The sequence below is a fragment of the Nonomuraea sp. NPDC059194 genome (genome assembly GCF_042754765.1).
GTDB lineage: Bacteria > Actinomycetota > Actinomycetes > Streptosporangiales > Streptosporangiaceae > Nonomuraea.
The window spans coordinates 172,241-190,631 of the sequence record NZ_JBHZBH010000004.1 but is presented as its reverse complement, the minus strand read 5'-3'; the positions used below and the strand labels follow the sequence as shown (position 1 = coordinate 190,631).

At 71.7% G+C, this 18,391-nt stretch carries 16 protein-coding genes; 15 read left to right on the top strand and 1 reads right to left on the bottom strand.

Annotation, left to right across the window (positions count from 1 at the left end; translation table 11 throughout):
- Nucleotides 1-52 precede the first annotated feature (52 nt).
- Genes ACFXJ8_RS08120 through ACFXJ8_RS08095 form a run of 6 tightly spaced genes read left to right on the top strand, consistent with a single transcriptional unit; the run spans nt 53 to nt 5,819 of the window.
- The gene (locus ACFXJ8_RS08120) at nt 53-1,141 is read left to right on the top strand and encodes an efflux RND transporter periplasmic adaptor subunit (RefSeq protein ID WP_379643111.1); all 1,089 of its coding nucleotides are present in this window, start codon (nt 53-55) and stop codon (nt 1,139-1,141) included.
- On the top strand, nt 1,138-1,950 hold the full coding sequence (locus tag ACFXJ8_RS08115) for an ABC transporter ATP-binding protein (protein WP_379643110.1): 813 nt from the start codon (nt 1,138-1,140) through the stop codon (nt 1,948-1,950). The genes ACFXJ8_RS08120 and ACFXJ8_RS08115 overlap by 4 nt, the downstream gene beginning before the upstream one ends.
- Nucleotides 1,947-3,164: an ABC transporter permease gene (locus tag ACFXJ8_RS08110; protein ID WP_379643109.1), complete on the top strand. Its 1,218-nt coding sequence runs from the start codon at nt 1,947-1,949 to the stop codon at nt 3,162-3,164. Before ACFXJ8_RS08115 ends, ACFXJ8_RS08110 begins: the two co-directional genes overlap by 4 nt.
- Complete coding sequence (locus ACFXJ8_RS08105; protein ID WP_379643108.1) at nt 3,157-3,672, top strand: hypothetical protein; 516 nt, start codon at nt 3,157-3,159, stop codon at nt 3,670-3,672. Before ACFXJ8_RS08110 ends, ACFXJ8_RS08105 begins: the two co-directional genes overlap by 8 nt.
- Nucleotides 3,659-4,360 carry a response regulator transcription factor gene (locus tag ACFXJ8_RS08100; RefSeq protein ID WP_379643107.1) on the top strand — a complete coding sequence of 234 codons (702 nt, stop codon included), beginning with the start codon at nt 3,659-3,661 and terminating at the stop codon, nt 4,358-4,360. The genes ACFXJ8_RS08105 and ACFXJ8_RS08100 overlap by 14 nt, the downstream gene beginning before the upstream one ends.
- Before the next feature lie 10 nt (nt 4,361-4,370).
- The gene (locus tag ACFXJ8_RS08095; protein WP_379643106.1) at nt 4,371-5,819 is read left to right on the top strand and encodes an ATP-binding protein; all 1,449 of its coding nucleotides are present in this window, start codon (nt 4,371-4,373) and stop codon (nt 5,817-5,819) included.
- On the opposite strand, the gene ACFXJ8_RS08090 is transcribed toward ACFXJ8_RS08095, so the two are convergent.
- Nucleotides 5,780-6,505: a FadR/GntR family transcriptional regulator gene (locus ACFXJ8_RS08090; RefSeq protein WP_379643105.1), complete on the bottom strand. Its 726-nt coding sequence runs from the start codon at nt 6,503-6,505 to the stop codon at nt 5,780-5,782. The genes ACFXJ8_RS08095 and ACFXJ8_RS08090 overlap by 40 nt on opposite strands.
- A gap of 87 nt (nt 6,506-6,592) precedes the next feature.
- Here ACFXJ8_RS08090 and ACFXJ8_RS08085 point away from each other — a divergent pair, with 87 nt between their 5' ends.
- The 9 genes from ACFXJ8_RS08085 to ACFXJ8_RS08045 are packed head-to-tail and all read left to right on the top strand — an operon-like array spanning nt 6,593 to nt 18,277.
- Nucleotides 6,593-8,098, top strand: coding sequence for an ABC transporter substrate-binding protein (locus tag ACFXJ8_RS08085; RefSeq protein WP_379643104.1), 1,506 nt, complete (start codon nt 6,593-6,595; stop codon nt 8,096-8,098).
- Entirely contained in the window at nt 8,095-9,033 is a 939-nt protein-coding gene (locus ACFXJ8_RS08080) for an ABC transporter permease (protein ID WP_379643103.1), read from the top strand. The genes ACFXJ8_RS08085 and ACFXJ8_RS08080 overlap by 4 nt, the downstream gene beginning before the upstream one ends.
- Complete coding sequence (locus tag ACFXJ8_RS08075; RefSeq protein WP_379643102.1) at nt 9,030-9,851, top strand: ABC transporter permease; 822 nt, start codon at nt 9,030-9,032, stop codon at nt 9,849-9,851. Before ACFXJ8_RS08080 ends, ACFXJ8_RS08075 begins: the two co-directional genes overlap by 4 nt.
- Complete coding sequence (locus ACFXJ8_RS08070) at nt 9,838-10,740, top strand: ABC transporter ATP-binding protein (protein WP_379643101.1); 903 nt, start codon at nt 9,838-9,840, stop codon at nt 10,738-10,740. Before ACFXJ8_RS08075 ends, ACFXJ8_RS08070 begins: the two co-directional genes overlap by 14 nt.
- Nucleotides 10,709-11,494 carry an ABC transporter ATP-binding protein gene (locus ACFXJ8_RS08065; RefSeq protein ID WP_379643100.1) on the top strand — a complete coding sequence of 262 codons (786 nt, stop codon included), beginning with the start codon at nt 10,709-10,711 and terminating at the stop codon, nt 11,492-11,494. Before ACFXJ8_RS08070 ends, ACFXJ8_RS08065 begins: the two co-directional genes overlap by 32 nt.
- The gene (locus tag ACFXJ8_RS08060) at nt 11,491-12,672 is read left to right on the top strand and encodes a M20 family metallopeptidase (RefSeq protein ID WP_379643099.1); all 1,182 of its coding nucleotides are present in this window, start codon (nt 11,491-11,493) and stop codon (nt 12,670-12,672) included. Before ACFXJ8_RS08065 ends, ACFXJ8_RS08060 begins: the two co-directional genes overlap by 4 nt.
- Before the next feature lie 28 nt (nt 12,673-12,700).
- Nucleotides 12,701-13,747 carry a P1 family peptidase gene (locus ACFXJ8_RS08055; protein ID WP_379643098.1) on the top strand — a complete coding sequence of 349 codons (1,047 nt, stop codon included), beginning with the start codon at nt 12,701-12,703 and terminating at the stop codon, nt 13,745-13,747.
- 11 nt (nt 13,748-13,758) lie between these two features.
- Nucleotides 13,759-15,213 (top strand): aldehyde dehydrogenase family protein, encoded by a 1,455-nt coding sequence (locus tag ACFXJ8_RS08050; RefSeq protein ID WP_379643097.1) that lies wholly within the window; start codon nt 13,759-13,761, stop codon nt 15,211-15,213.
- Nucleotides 15,214-15,250: 37 nt separating this feature from the next.
- Nucleotides 15,251-18,277, top strand: coding sequence for a chondroitinase family polysaccharide lyase (locus tag ACFXJ8_RS08045; RefSeq protein WP_379643096.1), 3,027 nt, complete (start codon nt 15,251-15,253; stop codon nt 18,275-18,277).
- The last annotated feature ends 114 nt before the right edge of the window (nt 18,278-18,391 follow it).

Sequence of the window (18,391 nt, the reverse complement as noted above, 5' to 3'; positions counted from 1 at the left end):
GCCCAGGCTTCGTGAGGGTGGAGCCAAGGCTGGTGTGCCAGGGTCACCGCCTGTGAAGCTGTCGACCAGGCGCAGGAGCCTGATAACGAACGGGATCCTCGCGGTCGCGTTGCTGGGCGGGGCCGGGCTTGCCTACTCCGCGCTGGGAGCGGGCGGGTCCTCGGCCGACGCCGTCGTGCGTACTGTCACCGCGGCGAGAGGCACGGTGGAGGCCTCCGTCTCGGCCTCCGGCGCCGTGGAGAGCGCGCGGTCCCGCTCGCTCACCTTCGCCTCCGCCGGCACCGTGGAGAAGATCTACGTCAAGGCCGGGGACGCGGTGTCCAAGGGCGACATCCTGGCCAGGCTGGACGACGACGCCGCCCAGGAGAGCCTGGACTCGGCGCGCGCCGCCTACGAGGCCGCCGCCGCCGACGGCACTTCCACCGCCGCGCTCTACGCCTCCTACGTCAAGGCGCGCAACGCCTACAGGGCCGCCAGGCGCGAGGTCGCGGGCACCGTGCTGAGGGCGCCCTTCGCGGGCACCGTCATCGCGGTGAACGGCACCGTCGGCGGCTCCTCCGCCGCGGCAGGGACGGGTCAGGGCGAGGAGGCGTCCTCGGGCTTCATCGAGGTGGCCGACGCCAAGAAGCTGAAGCTCGTCGGCTCCTTCACCGAGGCGGACGTCACCAGGCTGAAGGTCGGCCAACCGGCGGCGATCACCTTCGACGCCCTGTCGGGCGTCACCGCGACAGGAAAGATCACCCAGATCGAGCCGGTCGCCGCCACCAGTGAGAACGTCGTGCAGTATCCGGTGACGATCTCCTTCACCAAGGTGCCCGACGAGGTGCGCCTCGGCCAGACCGCCACCGTCCAGGTCGTCACTGACCGCGCGGAGGACGTGGTGACCGTCCCCTCCATCACCGTGACCACGGCGGGCGGGCAGAGCACGGTCACCCTCGTGAAGGACGGCCGGCAGGTGCGCACCCCGGTCGAGATCGGGGTGAAGGGCACGGCCACGACCGAGATCAAGTCGGGCGTGGCGGAGGGCGACAGGCTCGTCCCGCCTGCCGCCACCGGCACCGGCGGCACCCAGCAGCTGGGCAGGTTCCCCGGCGGCGGCATGATCGGCGGCCCCGGCGGCGGTCCTGGGGGTGGCAGGTGAGCGCGCCGGTCATCAGAGTGGAGAACCTGGTCAAGACGTACGGCGAGGGCGACGCACAGGTCCGCGCGCTGCGCGGGGTCAGCCTCGACGTCGAGCACGGCGACTACGTGGCCATCATGGGCGCCTCGGGCTCGGGCAAGTCCACGCTCATGAACATCCTCGGCTGCCTCGACGTGCCGAGCGAGGGCCGCTACCTCATCGACGGCGCCAACGTCGGCTCCCTGGACGAGCACCAGCTCGCCGTCCTGCGCAACCGCAAGATCGGGTTCGTGTTCCAGTCGTTCAACCTCATCCCGCGCATGAGCGCGCTGGCCAACGTCGAGCTGCCGCTCACCTACGGCGGCGTCGCCACCGCCGAGCGCCGCGCCCGCGCGCTCGACGCCCTCGACAAGGTGGGCCTGGCCGACCGCGTCCACCACGACCCGAACCAGCTGTCGGGCGGCCAGCAGCAGCGCGTGGCGGTCGCCAGGGCGCTGGTCACCGCGCCCGCCCTGCTGCTGGCCGACGAGCCGACGGGCAACCTCGACACCATGTCCACGCGCGACGTGCTGGGCATCATGGACCGGCTCAGCGAGTCGGGCAGGACCATCGTCATCATCACCCACGAGGACGACGTGGCCGCGCACGCCAAGAGGATCATCAGGCTCGTCGACGGCGACATCGTCGAGGACCGCCGCCAGGCGCCGGTCGAAGGGCCGCCGCCGCGGCCGGCCGCCTCCGCCCCGCTCCCGGAAAGCGGATCGGGACCGCCGGGGGGAGCGGGCGGAGAGCACGACCAGCAGCCCGCGAGCGAGGTGCGGGCCAGGTGAACCAGCTGGAGATCCTCCGCTTCGCGGTGCGCGGCCTCGCGGCCAACAAGTTGCGCAGCGCGCTGACCACGCTCGGCATCCTCATCGGCGTCGCCGCGGTGATCCTCCTGGTCGCCGTCGGCGAGGGCTCGTCACAGAGCATCCAGCGCAACATCCAGCGCCTCGGCTCCAACACCCTCACGATCTCCCCGTCGTTCTCGGGGGCGGGGCCGGGCGGCGGTCAGGGGTCGGGGCCGAGGACGCAGGCCAGGCCGCTCACCCTGCAGGACGCCAAGGCGCTCACCGAACTGCCCTCGGTGAAGAGCGTCTCGCCCGTGGTGAACGCCAACGCGGCCACCGCCGTCCACGAGGGCGCGAGCCACGCGGTCGGGCAACTGGTCGGCACCTATCCCAGCTACTTCGAGGCGATGAACAAGCAGGTCGCCTCAGGCACGTACTTCGTCAACGACGACGTCCGCGCCGCCAGGAAGGTGATGGTGATCGGCCGGACGGTCGCCGAGGAACTGTTCGGCCAGGTGAACCCGATCGGCAGGCAGCTGAGCGTCTCCGGCGTGCCGTTCACCGTGGTGGGCGTGCTCAAGGAGTCGGGCTCCAGCGGCATGCAGGACGCTGACGACCTCGCGATCGCGCCGCTGCCGGCCGTCCAGCAGAGCCTGACGGGGTTCGGCTCGCTCGGCTCGATCGTGGTGCAGGCCGCGGGCGCGACCGCCACCGAGTCCGCGCAGGCGGAGGTGACGGCCCTGCTCAACCAGCGTCACGGCGTCGGCGCCGACCCCGACTACCGCATCCTGAACCAGGCCGCGCTGCAGGAGACCGTCAGCGCCGCGACGGGCACCTTCACCGTCCTGCTCGGCGCGGTGGCGGCGATCTCGCTGCTGGTCGGCGGCATCGGCATCACCAACATCATGCTGGTCACAGTCACCGAGCGGACCCGCGAGATCGGCATCCGCAAGGCCATCGGCGCGCCGAGGAGCGCCATCCTGGGCCAATTCCTGATGGAGGCCACGCTGCTGAGCCTGGTCGGCGGGCTGTCAGGAGTGCTGATCGCCTTCCTCGGCACCCGTTTCACGATCGCGGGCATCGAACCCGTGCTGGTGCCCTCCTCGGTCGCGCTCGCCCTGGGCGTCTCGATCGGGATCGGGCTGTTCTTCGGCAGCTATCCGGCCAACAGGGCCGCCAAGCTGCGTCCCATCCAGGCGCTGCGCCATGAGTGAGGAGAAGGTCGTGTCGTCGTTCGAGGAGGAGTTCCGGCCGCGCCGCGGGACGCCCAAGCTCACGCTGGGCCTGGTCGCGGCGCTGGTGCTGGTGGCGGGGGTGCTGATCGGCATCCAGGCGCAGAAGGCGCTCGGCGGCGCCACGGCCGCCGGGGAGTTCGGCACCCGCATGGGATACGGTGGGGCGCAGCCGAGCGGGGGGCCGAGCGCCGGGCCGGGACCGCAGGGCCAGCGGCCGGGGGGCGCGATCCGCGGTCCCGGCCAGGGCGACGCGACCGTCGGCACCGTCGAGAAGGTCGAGAAGGACCGGATCAGGGTGAAGACCATGGACGGCTCCACCGTCGTCGTGACGACGACGGGCGAGACTACGGTCCAGGTCACCGAGCGGGGTGCGCTGTCCGACCTGAAGAGCGGCTCCACCGTGGTCGTCCAGGGCGAGAAGGGCGGCAACGGCGAGATGGCGGCCACTTCCATCAGCCAGGGAGGCGGATTCGGTGCCAGGGGATAGGGCTCAGGAGGCGCGGCTGCTCGTCGTCGACGACGAGCCCAACATCAGGGAGCTGCTGTCGGCGAGCCTGCGTCTGGCCGGGTTCGAGGTGCGGGCCGCCGCCGACGGCGGGCAGGCGCTGCGCCTGGCCGAGGAGGAACGGCCCGACCTGGTGATCCTCGACGTCATGCTGCCCGACCTGGACGGCTTCGCGATCGCCGACCGGCTGCGGGCGGGCGGCAGGCGGGTGCCCGTACTGTTCCTGACCGCCCGCGACGCCCATGACGACAAGGTGGCGGGGCTGCGGGTCGGCGACGACTACGTCACCAAGCCGTTCAGCCTGGACGAGGTGCTGGCCAGGATCAGGGCGGTGCTGCGCCGTACCAGGGGAGGGGAGGCGGCGCCGTCCAGAATGGAGGTCGGCGACCTGGAGCTGGACGAGGTGGCCCACCAGGTGCGCAAGGCGGGGGTGCCGGTGTCGCTGTCGCCTACGGAGTTCAAGCTGCTGCACTACTTCATGGTCAACGCGGGCAGGGTGGTGTCGAAGACGCAGATCCTCGACAACGTCTGGTCGCACGACTACGACGGCGACACCGGAGTCGTCGAATCCTACGTCTCCTACCTGCGGCGCAAGCTCGACAGGGGCGACCCCCGGCTGCTGCACACCCTGCGCGGGGTCGGCTACGTCCTGCGCGCGCCACGGCAGTGAAAGCCCGCCGATGAAGGCGCTCCCGCTCTGGTTGCGGCTGGTCTCCGCGACCCTGCTCCTGGTCACGCTGGCGATCACGCTGACGGGGGGCTTCGCCGTACGGCTGCTGCGCGGCTATCTCGTCGAGCGGGTGGACCAGCAGCTGGCGGCCGCCGCCCGGCCCCTCCCGTCCCCCGACGTGCCCCCGCGGCCGATGGAGGGGCGGCCGCTGCGCCTGCCGGGGCTGTTCCACATGGTGCTGCTCGACCAGCAGGGCGCGATGGTCAGGATCTTCGCCGAGTCCGTCGACGTCGACCGGCCCGCCATCCCGCGGATCACCCGCGTGGATGTGATCGAAAGAGCGGGACGGCCCTTCAACCTGGGTTCGGCCGATCGCGACGGACCCGAGTGGCGGGCCGTCGCGGTGCCGGGTCCCAGGGAGACCACCCGGGTGATCGCCATCAGCCTCGGCGACATCGACCGCACCGTCTCCCGCCTGGTGGTGATCGTGGCGGGCGTCGGCGGCGGCGTGCTGGTCGTGCTGGGCCTGGCCTGCTACTGGCTCGTACGGCGCAGCATGCGCCCCCTGGGCGAGATCGAACGCACGGCGGCCGCGATCGCCGAGGGCGACCTGTCCAGGCGCGTGCCGCAGCGGCCTCGCCGTACCGAGGTGGGCAGGCTGGGCCACGCGCTCAACGGGATGCTCGCGCAGATCGAGCGGGCCGTCAGGGACAGGGAGGCGGCGGCCGAGGCCGCGAGCCGGTCGGCGGAGCTGATGCGCAGGTTCGTCGCCGACGCCTCGCACGAGCTGCGCACCCCGCTGACCTCGATCAGGGGGTTCGCCGAGCTGTTCCGCCAGGGCGGGCCCGACCTGGACCGGGCCACCTGGCTGATGGACAGGATCGAGAACCGGGCGGGCCACATGAGCCTGCTGGTCGACGACCTGCTGCTGCTGGCCCGCCTCGACCAGCGCCGCCCGCTCGACCGCCGGCCCGTCGACCTGCTCAGCCTGGCTGCGGGCGTGGTGATCGACGCCAGGACCCTCGCACCCGGCAGGAACATCCGCTTCGAGCGCCTGGACGACGCGGAGGGCGAGGTGAGCGTGCTGGGCGACGAGGCGAGGCTCGCCCAGGTCGTCGGCAACCTGGTGGGCAACGCGCTCAGGCACACACCCGAGGGCACGCCGTTCAGCGTGCGGGTCGGGGTGGTGGGAGGGCAGGCCGTGGTGGAGGTCGCCGACGAGGGACCGGGCCTGCCGGGCGACGCCCTCGACAGGGTCTTCGAGCGCTTCTACCGCGCCGACCCCGCCAGAGGGCTCGACTCGGGCGGCACCGGACTCGGCCTGTCCATCGCCGCCGCGCTGACCGACGCGCACGGCGGCACGATCAGCGCCGCCTCGCCGCCCGGCGGCGGCGCGCTCTTCCAGGTCAGGCTGCCCGTCTACTCCAGCAGCTCGTCGAGCGCCCCCTCCGGCAGGTAGGGGGAGTAGAAGTCGCTCAGCGCCTGACGGGCCAGGCGCGCGGCCAGCGGGCCGTCGCCCGCGCGGACGGCCGACAGCGCCTCCTCGTGGTGGGCGATGCTGCGCCGCCGCTGCTCGGGAGCCCTGATCTTGTCGGCGATGAGGTTGAGCACGATCGAGCGGACCACGTCGCTGCAGATCTGGATGAGCTTGTTGCCGCTTGCCCGCGCCACCGCGTCGTGGAAGTCGACGTCGGCCGCGCCGAACGACTCGTAGCCGTCGGCGGCCCGCATGCGCGCGATCGCGTCGTCCATCTCCGCCAGCTGCTCGGGGGTGTGCAGCCGGGCGGCCAGCAGGTAGGCCGCGCCCTCCAGCACCATCCTGAACTGCACCAGCTCGGCCAGTGACAGCTCCTCCACCCTGGCCAGGGTGGTCATCGACTTGTGCAGCGCCGCGGGGCTGAACGGCAACACCTGCGCGCCGTTCGGGTCGCCCGGCCGCGAGCTGACCAGGCCGCGCGCCTGCAGCACCCGCAGCGCCTCGCGCACGGTCGACCGGCTCACCGAGAACTGCACCATCAGGTCCCGCTCGCTCGGCAACCGCTCGCCCGGCCGTAGCTCGCCGCTCTCGACGGCCTGCTCGACCTGCTCGACGATGCGCTCGTAGGCCCGCACGGTTCGCACCGGCTGGAACCGAGGTCCGTCCATCGAGCCCCCTCTTGACCGAAAAGTCCTCGGCTGGCAGTGTGCGTAGCCTACTGGTCAGACCAGTGCACTAGCCAGGAGGCTTGAGGAATGAGGCGGATTGGCATGTGGGTCGCCCTCGGCGGCCTCCTTCTGAGTGCGGCCTGCGGCGGTGGCGGCGACAGCGCCGGCGACCGCACCGGCGGCACGGCGGGCTCCCAGCCCTCCAACCTCGCCGTCGGCTTCGTCGCCGAACCGGCCAACCTCGACTTCACCACCACCGAGGGCGCGGCCATTCCCCAGGCGCTGCTGGTCAACGTCTACGAGGGCCTGGTGAAGCTGGACCAGGACGGCAAGATCCAGCCGTTGCTGGCGGAGAAGTGGGACGTCTCCGCCGACCGCAAGACCTACACCTTCACCCTGCGCAAGGGCGTCACCTTCACCAACGGCGCGCCGTTCACCGCCGACGACGTGGTCTTCTCCATCGACAGGGTCACGTCCGACTGGAAACTGAAGATCAAGACCCAGATGGACGTCGTGGACAAGGTGGAGAAGAAGGACGACACCACCGCCGTCGTGACGCTCAAGCGGCCGAGCAACGGCTGGCTGTACTCGATGGCCACCAGGCTCGGCGCGATGTTCAGCCGCACCGGCGTCGCCGACCTGGCCAACAAGCCCGTCGGCACCGGCCCCTACCAACTCGGCTCGTGGAAGCGCGGCGACTCCATCCAGCTCACCGCCAACCCGAAGTACTGGGGACCGCAGCCGCAGGTCTCGCAGATCACCCTGAAGTACTTCAAGGACGCCACGGCGATGAACAACGCGCTGCTCACCAGCGGCATCGACGTCATCTCGGCGGTGCAGGCGCCCGAGTCGCTGGCCCAGTTCGCCGACACCAGCCGCTTCCAGGTCATCGAGGGCACCACCAACGGCGAGGTCGTGCTGTCGATGAACAACGCCCGCCCGCCCTTCAACGACAAGAAGGTACGGCAGGCCGTCCGCCACGCCATCGACCACAAGGCCCTGCTCGACACCGCGTGGGCGGGCCGCGGCCAGCTCATCGGCAGCATGGTGCCGCCCACCGACCCGTGGTACGAGGACAGGACCGCCGACTACCCCTACGACGTGGCCAAGGCCAAGGCGCTGCTCGGCGGCAAGACCTACAACGTCAAGCTGCGCATCCCCAACCTGCCCTACGCGGTGGCCGCCGCGCAGGTGGTCAAGTCGCAGCTCGCTCAGGTCGGCATCAACGCCGAGATCGACCCGCTGGAGTTCCCCGCCCGCTGGCTCGACGTGGTCTTCAAGCAGGGCGACTACGACATGTCCATCATCAACCACGTCGAACCCCGCGACATGGGGATTTTCGCCGACAAGTCGTACTACTTCCACTACGACAACCCGGAGTACGGCAAGCTCCTCGCCTCCGCCGACGAGGGGTCGGAGCAGCAGCAGGTGGACGACCTGAAGGCGGCGGCCAAGCTCCTGTCCGACGACGCCGCGGCCGACTGGCTCTTCCTCTTCCCGAACCTCATCGTGGCCAAGAAGAGCGTCGCCACCGGCCTGCCGAAGAATGCCATCGCCGAGTCCTTCGACTTCACCGCCCTCACCAAGCAGTGATCTGGTACCTGGCCAAGCGGGTCGCGGTGCTCCTGGCGAGCACCGCGGCCGCCGGTGTGGTCGTCTTCGCCTTCATGGCGCTGCTGCCCGGCGACCCCGCCGAGGTCGCGCTCGGCGTCAACGCCACGCCCGAGGCGGTCGAGGCGCTGCGCAGGCAGTTCGGCACCGACCGGCCCGCGCTCGCCCAGTTCTTCGACTGGGCCGGCGGGCTGGCCGGCGGCGACTTCGGCACCTCCTACGTCACCAGCGCGCCGATCGGGCCGCAGATCGCCGAGCGCTTCGGCGTCACGCTCACGCTCGTGCTCGGCGGGATGGCGATCGCGCTGGTCGTCGCGGTCCCGGCGGGCACCTTCGCCGCCGTCCACCACCGCAACCCCCTCGGCGCCGCCATCAGCGCCTTCAGCCAGGTCGGCATCGCGATCCCCGCCTTCCTCGCGGGCATCCTGCTGGTGTTCGTCTTCGCGGTGCAGGCGCAGGCGCTGCCCTCGGGCGGCTACGTGCCCTTCGCCGAGGACCCGTCGCTGTGGTTGCAGTCGCTGCTGCTGCCGTGGCTGTCACTCGGGCTGGTGCAGGGGGCGGTGCTGACCCGCTACGTGCGTAGCGCCGTCCTCGACATCATGCGCGAGGACTACCTGCGCACCGCCCGCGCCAAGGGCAGGGGGCGCATGGGCGCGCTGTGGCGCCACGGGCTGCGCAACGCGGCCATCCCCGTGGTCACGGTGCTCGGGCTGCAACTGGCCACGCTGCTCATCGGGGCGGTCGTGGTCGAGCGGGTCTTCGTCATCCCCGGCCTCGGCGACCTGCTGCTGAACGGCGTCGCCCAGCGCGACCTGCTGCTCGTCCAGGGGGTGGTCATGGTGCTCGTCGTGGCCGTCCTGCTGGTGAACTTCGTGGTCGACCTCGCCTACGCCGTACTCGATCCGAGGTTGCGATGAGAGGAAACCTGATCGTCGGCGCCGTCCTGGTCGGGCTCACGGTCCTGGCCGCGCTGGTGTCGTTCGTGTGGACGCCGCACGATCCGACGCTGGTCGACGCCGCCCACCGGCTGGCCCCGCCCGGCGGCGACTACCTGCTCGGCACCGACAAGTTCGGCCGCGACACCCTCAGCCAGCTCATGGTCGGCGCGCGCACCACGCTGTACGTCGGGATCGTCGCGGTCGGCATCGCCGCGCTCGTCGGCACACCGCTCGGCATGCTCGCCGGGATGACGCCGCACGGGTGGCTGTCGGAGCTGATCATGCGGGTCAACGACCTCGTCTTCGCCTTCCCCGCGCTGCTGCTGGCCGTCATGCTCGGCGCCGTCTACGGGGCAGGGACACTCACCGCCATGATCGCCATCGGCATCGCCACCGTGCCCGCCTTCGCCCGCATCGCCCGCGCCGCCACCATGCAGGTGATGGTTACCGACTACATCCTCGCCGCCCGCGCCGCCGGGCGGCGGCGCAGCGCGATCGCCGCCCGGCACGTCCTGCCGAACATCGGCTCCATGCTCATCGTGCAGGCGTCGGTCTCCTTCGCCATCGCGATCCTGGCCGAGGCGGCGCTGTCCTTCCTCGGCTTCGGCACCAGGCCGCCGACCCCCTCGTGGGGCCGCATGCTGCAGGAGGCGCAGGAGCTGCTCTTCTCCACGCCGCGCCTGGCCCTGTGGCCGGGCCTGGCGATCGCGCTGGCCGTTCTCGGCTTCAACCTCCTCGGCGACGGGCTGCGCGACCACCTCGACCCCAAGCTCAGGAGGATCCGTGCTGAGCGTTGAGGGCCTGACCGTCCGGGCCGGCGACCTGGAGCTGGTGCGGCAGGTGTCGTTCGACATCGCCCACGGCGAGCGGGTCGGCCTCATCGGCGAGTCGGGCTCGGGCAAGTCGCTGACCGCGCTGTCGCTCATGGGCCTGCTGCCCGAGGGCGTCACCGCCGCCGGCTCTGCCCTCCTCAAGGATCAGCCGCTGGTCGGCGTCCCCGACAAGCAGGTCAAGGACCTGCGCGGCCGCGTGGTGTCGATGGTCTTCCAGGAGCCGATGACCGCGCTCAACCCCACCATGCGCGTCGGCGCCCAGGTGGCCGAGGTCATGACCCTGCACGGCACACCGCGCGCCGACGCCCGGGCCCGCACGCTCGACCTGCTGCGCCGCGTCGGCGTCGAGGCGCCCCGCGCCTACCCCCACCAGCTGTCGGGCGGGCAGCGCCAGCGCGTCATGCTCGCCATCGCCCTGGCCAACGAGCCCTCCCTGCTCATCTGCGACGAGCCCACCACCGCGCTCGACGTCACCGTGCAGAAGCAGATGCTGGAGCTGATCGCCGAGCTCGCGCCGGCCGTGCTGTTCATCACCCACGACCTGGCCGTCGTCGCCTCCGTCTGCTCCCGCGTCCTGGTCATGTACGGCGGGCGCGTCGTCGAGAGCGGACCCATCCGCGAGGTGTTCACCAACCCCCGCCACCGCTACACCGAGGGCCTCATCGCCGCCTCCAGACTCACCCCTCGCGGCACCCGCCTGCCCACGATCAACGGCACCGTGCCCGCGGCGGGCGCGTTCCCCGACGGTTGCGTCTTCAGTAACAGGTGCGCGCACGCCACGCCGACCTGCTCGCAGGAGCCGACGCTGCAAGGAGAGGGCCATGCCTACGCCTGCTGGCACCCCCGTGATTGAGGCCCGCGACCTCACCAGGGTCTACCGCACCTCGCTGTTCAAGCCCGAGGTGCACGCCCTGCGCGGCGTCTCCCTCGACGTACGGCGCGGCGAGCGCTTCGGCCTGGTCGGCGAGTCGGGCTCGGGCAAGTCGACGCTGCTGCGCCTGCTGTGCGGCCTCGACCAGCCCACGAGCGGCTCCATCAGCTTCGACGGGCGGCAGATCGTCGGCCGCCGCGAACGCGACCTGCGCTTCCTGCGCGACGACCTCCAGATCGTCTTCCAGGACCCGATGAGCTCGCTCGACCCCAGGATGAAGGTCCGCGACATCATCGCCGAACCGCTCGTCTCCCTCGGTCGCCCCGTCGAGGGCCGCGTCGCCGAACTCCTGGACGAGGTCGGCCTGCCCGCCTCCGCCGCCGACCGCTACCCCCACCAGTTCTCCGGCGGCCAACGGCAGCGCATCGCCATCGCCAGGGCCCTCGCGCCCCGGCCCAAGGTGCTGGTCGCCGACGAGCCCGTCAGCGCCCTTGACGTGTCCGTGCGCGGCCAGATCCTCAACCTGCTGGCCGACCTCATCGACACGCACGGCCTCACCCTGATCTTCGTTTCGCACGACCTGTCCGTCGTGCGGCACGTCTGCGAGAGCGTCGCGGTCATGCACCGGGGCACCATCGTCGAACGGGGCCTGGTCGACGAGGTCTGGGCCGAGCCGAGCCACGACTACACGCGGACGCTGCTGCGGGCCGTACCCACTCTGGAGGGACTGCTGTGATCGAGATCGATGCCAGGGGTGTCGTGGAGTTCACCCAGGAACTGGTCCGCATCCCCAGCACCAACGACCCCGCCAAGGGGCGCAACGAGCTGCCCGCGGCCGAACTGGTGGCCGCCAGGATGCGCTCGTGGGGCTGGGAGCCCGTCATCGACGAGGCCGCGCCCGGACGGCCGAACGTCGTCGCGGTCGTGGAGGGCGGCGGCGGTGAGGGGCCGACGCTGATGTTCGAGGGCCACACCGACGTGGTGACGGAGGGCGACCTGTCGGAGTGGACGGTCGACCCGTTCGGCGGCGAGATCCGCGACGGCAGGCTGTGGGGCAGGGGCAGCGCCGACATGAAGTCGGGCCTGGCCGCCGTCCTGTACGCCACCAGGGCCCTGCAACTGGCCGGACCGTTCCCCGGGCGGATCAAGGTGTGCGCGCTCGCCGACGAGGAGGGGCTGATGATCGGCGCCCACCACTTCGTGAACTCCGACCTGGCAGCCGACGTGGACGCCGCCATCGTCGCCGAACCCGAGGCGGGCGAGATCTGCGCCGTCGCCAAGGGGGCGCTGCGGCTGCGCGTCGACTTCACCGGCAAGATGGCCCACGGGGCGATGCCGCAGCACGGGCGCAACCCCGTTCAGGCGGTCGGCGCGCTGCTGGTCGCCCTGCGCTCCTACCAGGAGGAGCTGCAGGCCGTCCATCCCGCGCACGAGCACCTCGGCGAGGTGTACGTGACGCCGACCGTCGTGCAGGCGGGCTCGCGCGAGCAGGTCAACGTCATCCCCGCCGCCGCCTCCGTCTTCGTCGACGTGCGCACCATCCCCGGGCTCGCGCACAAGGAGGTGGCCGACACGGTGGAGGAGCTGGCCGCCTTCGACGGCATCGAGTCCAGGGTCACCATCCTGGTCGACCGGCCGCCCGTCGACGTGCCCGTCACGCACCCCGTCGTCACGTCCCTCGCCGCCGCGCACACGGCGGTCACGGGGCAGCAGCCGGTGTACGGCGGCGTGCCGGGATCCACCGACGGCACCGTGCTCACCCACTGGGGCGGCATCCCCTCGGTGGTCTACGGCCCCGGCGGCAAGTGGATCGCGCACCAGGCCGACGAGTACGTCGAGGTCGAGGAGATCGTCCGCTGCACCCGCGTCTTCGCCGAGGCGGCGCGGATCTTCCTGTCCGGCGGCGCGGCATGACCCGCCTGGCTCTTCGCCGGAGCGCCCGATGAGGCCGGGGCCCACGAACTCGCTGGCCGACGTCGCCGGGCTGCGGGTCGGGCACGCGCAGCGCGTCGGCGACGGGTACCGGACGGGCGTGAGCGTCGTGCTCGCCCCGCCCGGCGGGGCCGTCGCGGGGGTGGACGTACGGGGGGCCGCGCCCGGCACCCGCGAGACCGAGCTGCTCGACCCGCGCAACCTCGTGGAGCGCGTCCACGCGATCGTGCTGACCGGCGGGAGCGCCTACGGGCTGAGCGCGGCGTGCGGGGTCATGGAGCGCCTGGCCGACGCGGGGGTCGGCTTCCCCGTGGCGGAGGGCGTCGTCCCGATCGTGCCGTCGGCCGTCATCTACGACCTGGGGCGCGGCGGCCGCTTCCGCGCCACCCCCGACGGGGCCCTGGGCGCCGCGGCCTACGACGCCGCCCTCGCCTCCTCGCCGGAGATTTCGGAAACGCCGGGAGACTCCGCGGGTGCGGTCGCGGCGGTGCTCAACGGGTCCATCGGGGCCGGGACGGGGGCGATCGCGGGCGGTCTGGCCGGCGGCATCGGCACCGCGAGCGCCGTCCTCCCCTCGGGGATCACCGTGGCCGCCCTCGCCGTCGTCAACGCGGTCGGCTCCGTGCTCGACCCCGGCAGCGGCCTGCTGTCCGGCACCAGGTACGGCCTGCCGGGCGAGTTCGACGTCCGCGAGCCCGACCACGACGAGTTCGCGCGCTGGCATCCCGACAAGGCGCCGTCGTTCAACACCACGATCGGCGTCGTCGCCACCGACCTGACGCTGTCCAAGGCCCAGTGCGGCAAACTGGCCGGAGTCGCGCACGACGGGCTCGCCAGGGCGATCAGGCCCGCGCACACCATGGTCGACGGCGACACCATCTTCGCGATGTCCACCTGCGACCGCCCGGGCCCCGAGGACACCGAGCTGCACGACGTGCTCGCCGCCGCGGCCGACGTGTTCAGCAGGGCGGTCGCGCACGCCGTCCTGCACGCCACCGGCAGGCAAGGCGCGCCTGCGTACCTGGACGTGTTCCCGAGCGCACGCAAGCAAGCATGAGGGGGTCGGACATGACGCACGGACAGCTGGACGGACTGCCAGGCGGGCTCCCGGACGGGCTGCCGGTCGGAGACGGATGGGTGCCGGTCGGGGAGAGCACCGAGATCGTCTTCCCCTACGACGGCACGACGGTGGCGCACGCGCCCGTCGGGACTGTGGAGCTGGCCAGAAGGGCCGTCGACGAGGCGCTCGCCGTGGCTCCCGCGATGGCCAGGACGCCCTCCCACGCCCGCCGTACCGCGCTGATGGGCGCGCACGACGCGCTGGCGGCGCGCCGGGAGGAGTTCGAGCGGCTGCTGGTGCTGGAGACCGGCAAACCGCTGGTCGACTGCAGGGTCGAGGTCGCCAGGACCCTCGTCACGCTGGCCACGGCCGCCGAGGAGGTCGCCAGGCTGCACGGGGAGACCGTGCCGATGGACCTGCTGCCCGCGGGGGAGGGGTTGGTCGGGTTCTGGACCAGGCGCCCGATCGGGGTGGTCGTCGGGATCACCGGGTTCAACTATCCGCTGCTGCTGGCCGCGCACAAGATCGCCCCGGCGCTGGCGGCCGGGTGCCCGGTGATCGTGAAGCCGGCCCCCTCGACGCCGCTGGCCACGATCGGGCTGGTGGAGCTGCTGCGTTCGGTCGGGGTGCTGCCGAACGCGGCCGTGCAGCTCATCACCGGCGACGTCGAAGTCGGCAGGGCGCTGGTGGAGGACCGGCGGATCGGCGCGGTCTCCTTCACCGGGTCGGCGGCGGCCGGCCACGCCATCGCGCGCAACGCCGCCCCTACCAAGGTGTTGCTGGAGCTGGGATCGAACGCGGCGCTCGTCGTGGCGGCCGACGCCGACCTGGAGGCCGCCGCCGACGCGGTGGTGCGGGGCGGCTACTACGCCTCGGGCCAGGCGTGCATCTCGGTGCAGCGGGTGGTGGTCGAGCGGGCGGTGCGCGAGGAGTTCCTCGACCTGCTGGCCGCACGGATGAAGGACGTCGTGGTCGGCGACCCGCGCGCCCCAGAGACGAGGGTCGCGGCGCTGATCGACGAACGGTCCACCTCGCGGGTCCTGTCGTGGGTGGACGAGGCGGTGGCGGCCGGGGCCGAACTGGTCGCGGGCGGGGGGCGCGAGGGGCGGGCCATCGCGCCGGCCGTACTTGCCGATGTGCCCGACGGCGTCGCCGCGTGGGACGAGGAGATCTTCGGCCCCGTGGTGTGCGTGCGGACCGTGGAGAGCCTGGAGGAGGCCTTCGAGACGGTCAACAGGTCGCGGTACGGCCTGCACCTGTCGGTCTTCACCCGGTCGCTGGCGACGGCGTTCGCGGCGATCGAGCGGCTGGAGGCGGGCGGGGTGGTGGTCAACGAGGTGCCGGGATTCAGGGCGGACAACATGCCCTACGGCGGGGTGAAGGACTCGGGGATCGGGCGTGAAGGGCCCCGGTTCGCGATCGAGGAGTTCACGGTCACCCGGATGGCGATCATCCGCCCGTAGCTGGACGTGAAGATAGTTTTCGCGTTTTATGGTGATCGTGGCGAATATCTCGCGCAGGACGGTCATCAAAGGCGCGGCGCTCGTCCCCGCCCTCCCCGCGATTCCCGGCGTCACCGCGCCTCCTGGCTTCACCGCGGTTCCTGGCTTGACCGCCGATCTCGAACAGCGGGCGATGGCCATGGACCCGCCGGTGTTCCTGCTGGAGAGCGCCGTCCCTCCGCACGTCACCGGCGACGGCCTGGCCATCGTCGACCAGGTCGCCGTCTGCGGACAGAAGTCGCTGCGCTGGGACCACACCGAGAGGGCCGTCATCACCGTGCGCGCCCCGCTCCGATGGGCGCCCGACCCCTACCGGCTCGGCGACGACCAGGCGTGGCAGGGCCTCGTGGACGCCTTCTGCGTGTGGATCCACAACGAGAGCCCCGTCGACGACGTCGTGCGGTTCGAGTTCGGCAGGGGTTCGAGGACCGACGTGTGGTTCGAGTTCCGCCTGAACTACTCCGGCTGGCGCACCGCCTGGGTGCGCTACGCCTACGACATGCACGGCAGGCCGCACCCCGACATGGACACGCTGCGGATCGTGGCGCCCCGCCGTACCGGAAGACTGCATCTCGACCAGCTCATGCTGAACGTGCCGCTGCGCCCCGACGCGCCGTGCCGCGACCACCAGCTGCCCGGCATCGCCCCCGAGGGCGACGAGTACGACAACCAGCACTGGCAGGCCCTCCACCTGTTCGACCGGCTGCTCGCCACACGTACGCCCGAGGTGAAGCCGCCGTCGCAGCAGGAGAGCGCGGCGCTGCGCGCGCTGGTCACCCGCTACCACGACGAGTACCTCGTCGCCCAGGTCAAGCCCGACGTGGCCGCGCTCACCGCGCGGACCGAAGCGCTCATGGGCCGTCCCGTGCACGCCTACCAGTCGCAGATCTACCCCGCCGAGATCGCCGCCGAGCTGAAGGACTTCGTCGCCCCCGTCACGCTGCGCGCCTGCACCGACCTGATGAAGACCATCGCGCAGGGCCACCAGGCCAGCCCGCCCGACCGGCCCGCGCTCGCCGCCCTCTACCTGAAGATCGTCGACCATCTGCGCGAACAGGGCTGGACCCGCGGCAGCTGCCAGGGCACGATCCATCACCTCGGCTACGACATGCGCGGTTACTACGACTCCGTCTACCTCATGCGCGACGCCCTCCGCGAGGCGGGCAGGTTCGAGCAGGTCCGCGCCGACCTCGACTGGCTCACCGGGCTCGGCAGGATGTTGCGCGGCTGGAAGCACCGCATGGCCCACGGCTCCATCATGGACCTGTTCAACACCACCGTCCGCGGCATGCTGGCCGCCGTGCTCCTGCGCGACACCGAGGCCGAACAGGTCGCCTACCTCAAGGTGCTACGCGACTGGCTCGACGCCGCGTTGCTGCCCACCGACGGCATCCAGGACGGCATCAAGATCGACGGCACTGCCTTCCACCACGTCGGCTTCTTCCCCGACTACGTTCGCGACGGCCTGTCCGGGCTCGCCCCGCTGATCTACGTGATGCACGGCGGCGCGTTCGCGCTGCGCCCCGAGGCGTACGGGTGGCTGAGGAAGGCCCTGCTCATGCAGCGCGTCTACGCGGGCAGAACGCAGTGGCCGATCTCCCTCAGCGGCCGCAACCCCAGCGGCACCACCGCCCTGTCGATCGTGCCCTACCAGTGGCTGGCCCCGATCGACGACGAGATCGGCGCCGCGTTCCTCAGGCTCCTGCCGGCCGCGCCCACCCCGCGGCAGCAGGAGATCGCCGCCGAACTGGCCGCCAGAGGCGTCACCGCCGAACCCTCGCCCACCGGGAACTGGGCGCTCAACTACGCGGCGCTCACCGTCCACCGGCGCGGCGAATGGCAGGTCACGGTCCGCGGCCACAACCGCTACCTGTGGTCCACCGAGATCTACGTCGGCGCCAACTGGTACGGCCGATACAACACCTACGGCCAGATCCAGGTCGTGCACCGCGGCACCAACCTCGACAGCGGCTACGCCCAGCCCGGCTACGACTGGAACCGCAGGCCCGGCACCACCACTATCCACGAACCCCTCGACGCGCTCAAAGGCGACCTGACCGGGGCGATCGAGGAGATGCTGCTCACCGACTCCCGGTTCGCCGGCTCATGCGCCATCGACGGACAGCACGGCCTGTTCGCCATGGACCTCCACGAACACCCCAAGTACGAGGGCACCCACCGGGCCAGGAAGTCGGTGTTCCTGTTCGACGACCGGATCGTGGCGCTCGGCACCGGGATCGGCAACGCCGACCACGCCCACGAGACCGAGACCACGCTCTTCCAGACCACCAGGACCGGCCGCGTCCTGGTCGACGGGACCGACGTCCCCTTCCCCTACGAACGGCTCGACCTCTCACCGCGCTGGCTACTCGACGACAAGAACATCGGCTACTACCTCGCCGCAGGCCAGCGCGTCGGCCTCACCCGCTCCACCCAGGCCTCACGCCACAACGCCACCGAGGCGGCGACCAGCGGCGACTTCTCCACCGCGTGGATCAGGCACGGCGCCGCGCCCCGCGCCGCCTCCTACGAGTACGCCATGGTCGTCGACACCACCGCCGAGCGGATGGCGGCCTTCGCGGCCGACGTGCCGTACACGGTGCTCAGGGCCGACGACGCCGCGCACGTGGTCAGCGACCGCGCCACCGGCGTCACCGGCTACGCGATCTTCGAGCGGGTACGGCTGGCCGGACGCGTCCTCGAGGTCGACACGCCGTCACTGCTCATGACCCGCGCGGACGGCGACGACCTCGTGCTCGCGGTCGCCGACCCCGACCTGCGCCTGTACAGCGGCATCGACCACGACCAGTACGAGCGGGGCAGGTACGTCGGCCACTACAGCCCGTGGTCCAGGCCGTGGCTGACCAGCCCCAGCCACCCCCACCTGCTGAAAGTGACCCTCGCGGGCCGGTGGCGGCGCGCCGCGGGCCGGTGCCGGACGCGGATCACCGGCGGCAGGACCGTGGTCGAGTTCGAGACGGTCCACGGCATCCCGATCCAGGTACGGCTGAGCCCCGCCCCGTGATGATCCCGCGCCCTGCCGGTCTGGCACGCTGCCGGTCTGGCACGCTGCCAGTCTGGTGCGCTGCCGGTCTGGCACGCTGCCAGTCTGGTGCGCTGCCGGTCTGGCACGCTGCCA

Coding starts and splice junctions, on each gene's coding strand:
- ACFXJ8_RS08105 (WP_379643108.1), top strand. CDS start 3,157: ATGAGTGAGGAGAAGGTCGTGTCGTCGTTCGAGGAGGAGTTCCGGCCG.
- ACFXJ8_RS08095 (WP_379643106.1), top strand. CDS start 4,371: ATGAAGGCGCTCCCGCTCTGGTTGCGGCTGGTCTCCGCGACCCTGCTC.
- ACFXJ8_RS08090 (WP_379643105.1), bottom strand. CDS start 6,505: ATGGACGGACCTCGGTTCCAGCCGGTGCGAACCGTGCGGGCCTACGAG.
- ACFXJ8_RS08085 (WP_379643104.1), top strand. CDS start 6,593: ATGAGGCGGATTGGCATGTGGGTCGCCCTCGGCGGCCTCCTTCTGAGT.
- ACFXJ8_RS08075 (WP_379643102.1), top strand. CDS start 9,030: ATGAGAGGAAACCTGATCGTCGGCGCCGTCCTGGTCGGGCTCACGGTC.
- ACFXJ8_RS08065 (WP_379643100.1), top strand. CDS start 10,709: ATGCCTACGCCTGCTGGCACCCCCGTGATTGAGGCCCGCGACCTCACC.
- ACFXJ8_RS08055 (WP_379643098.1), top strand. CDS start 12,701: ATGAGGCCGGGGCCCACGAACTCGCTGGCCGACGTCGCCGGGCTGCGG.
- ACFXJ8_RS08050 (WP_379643097.1), top strand. CDS start 13,759: ATGACGCACGGACAGCTGGACGGACTGCCAGGCGGGCTCCCGGACGGG.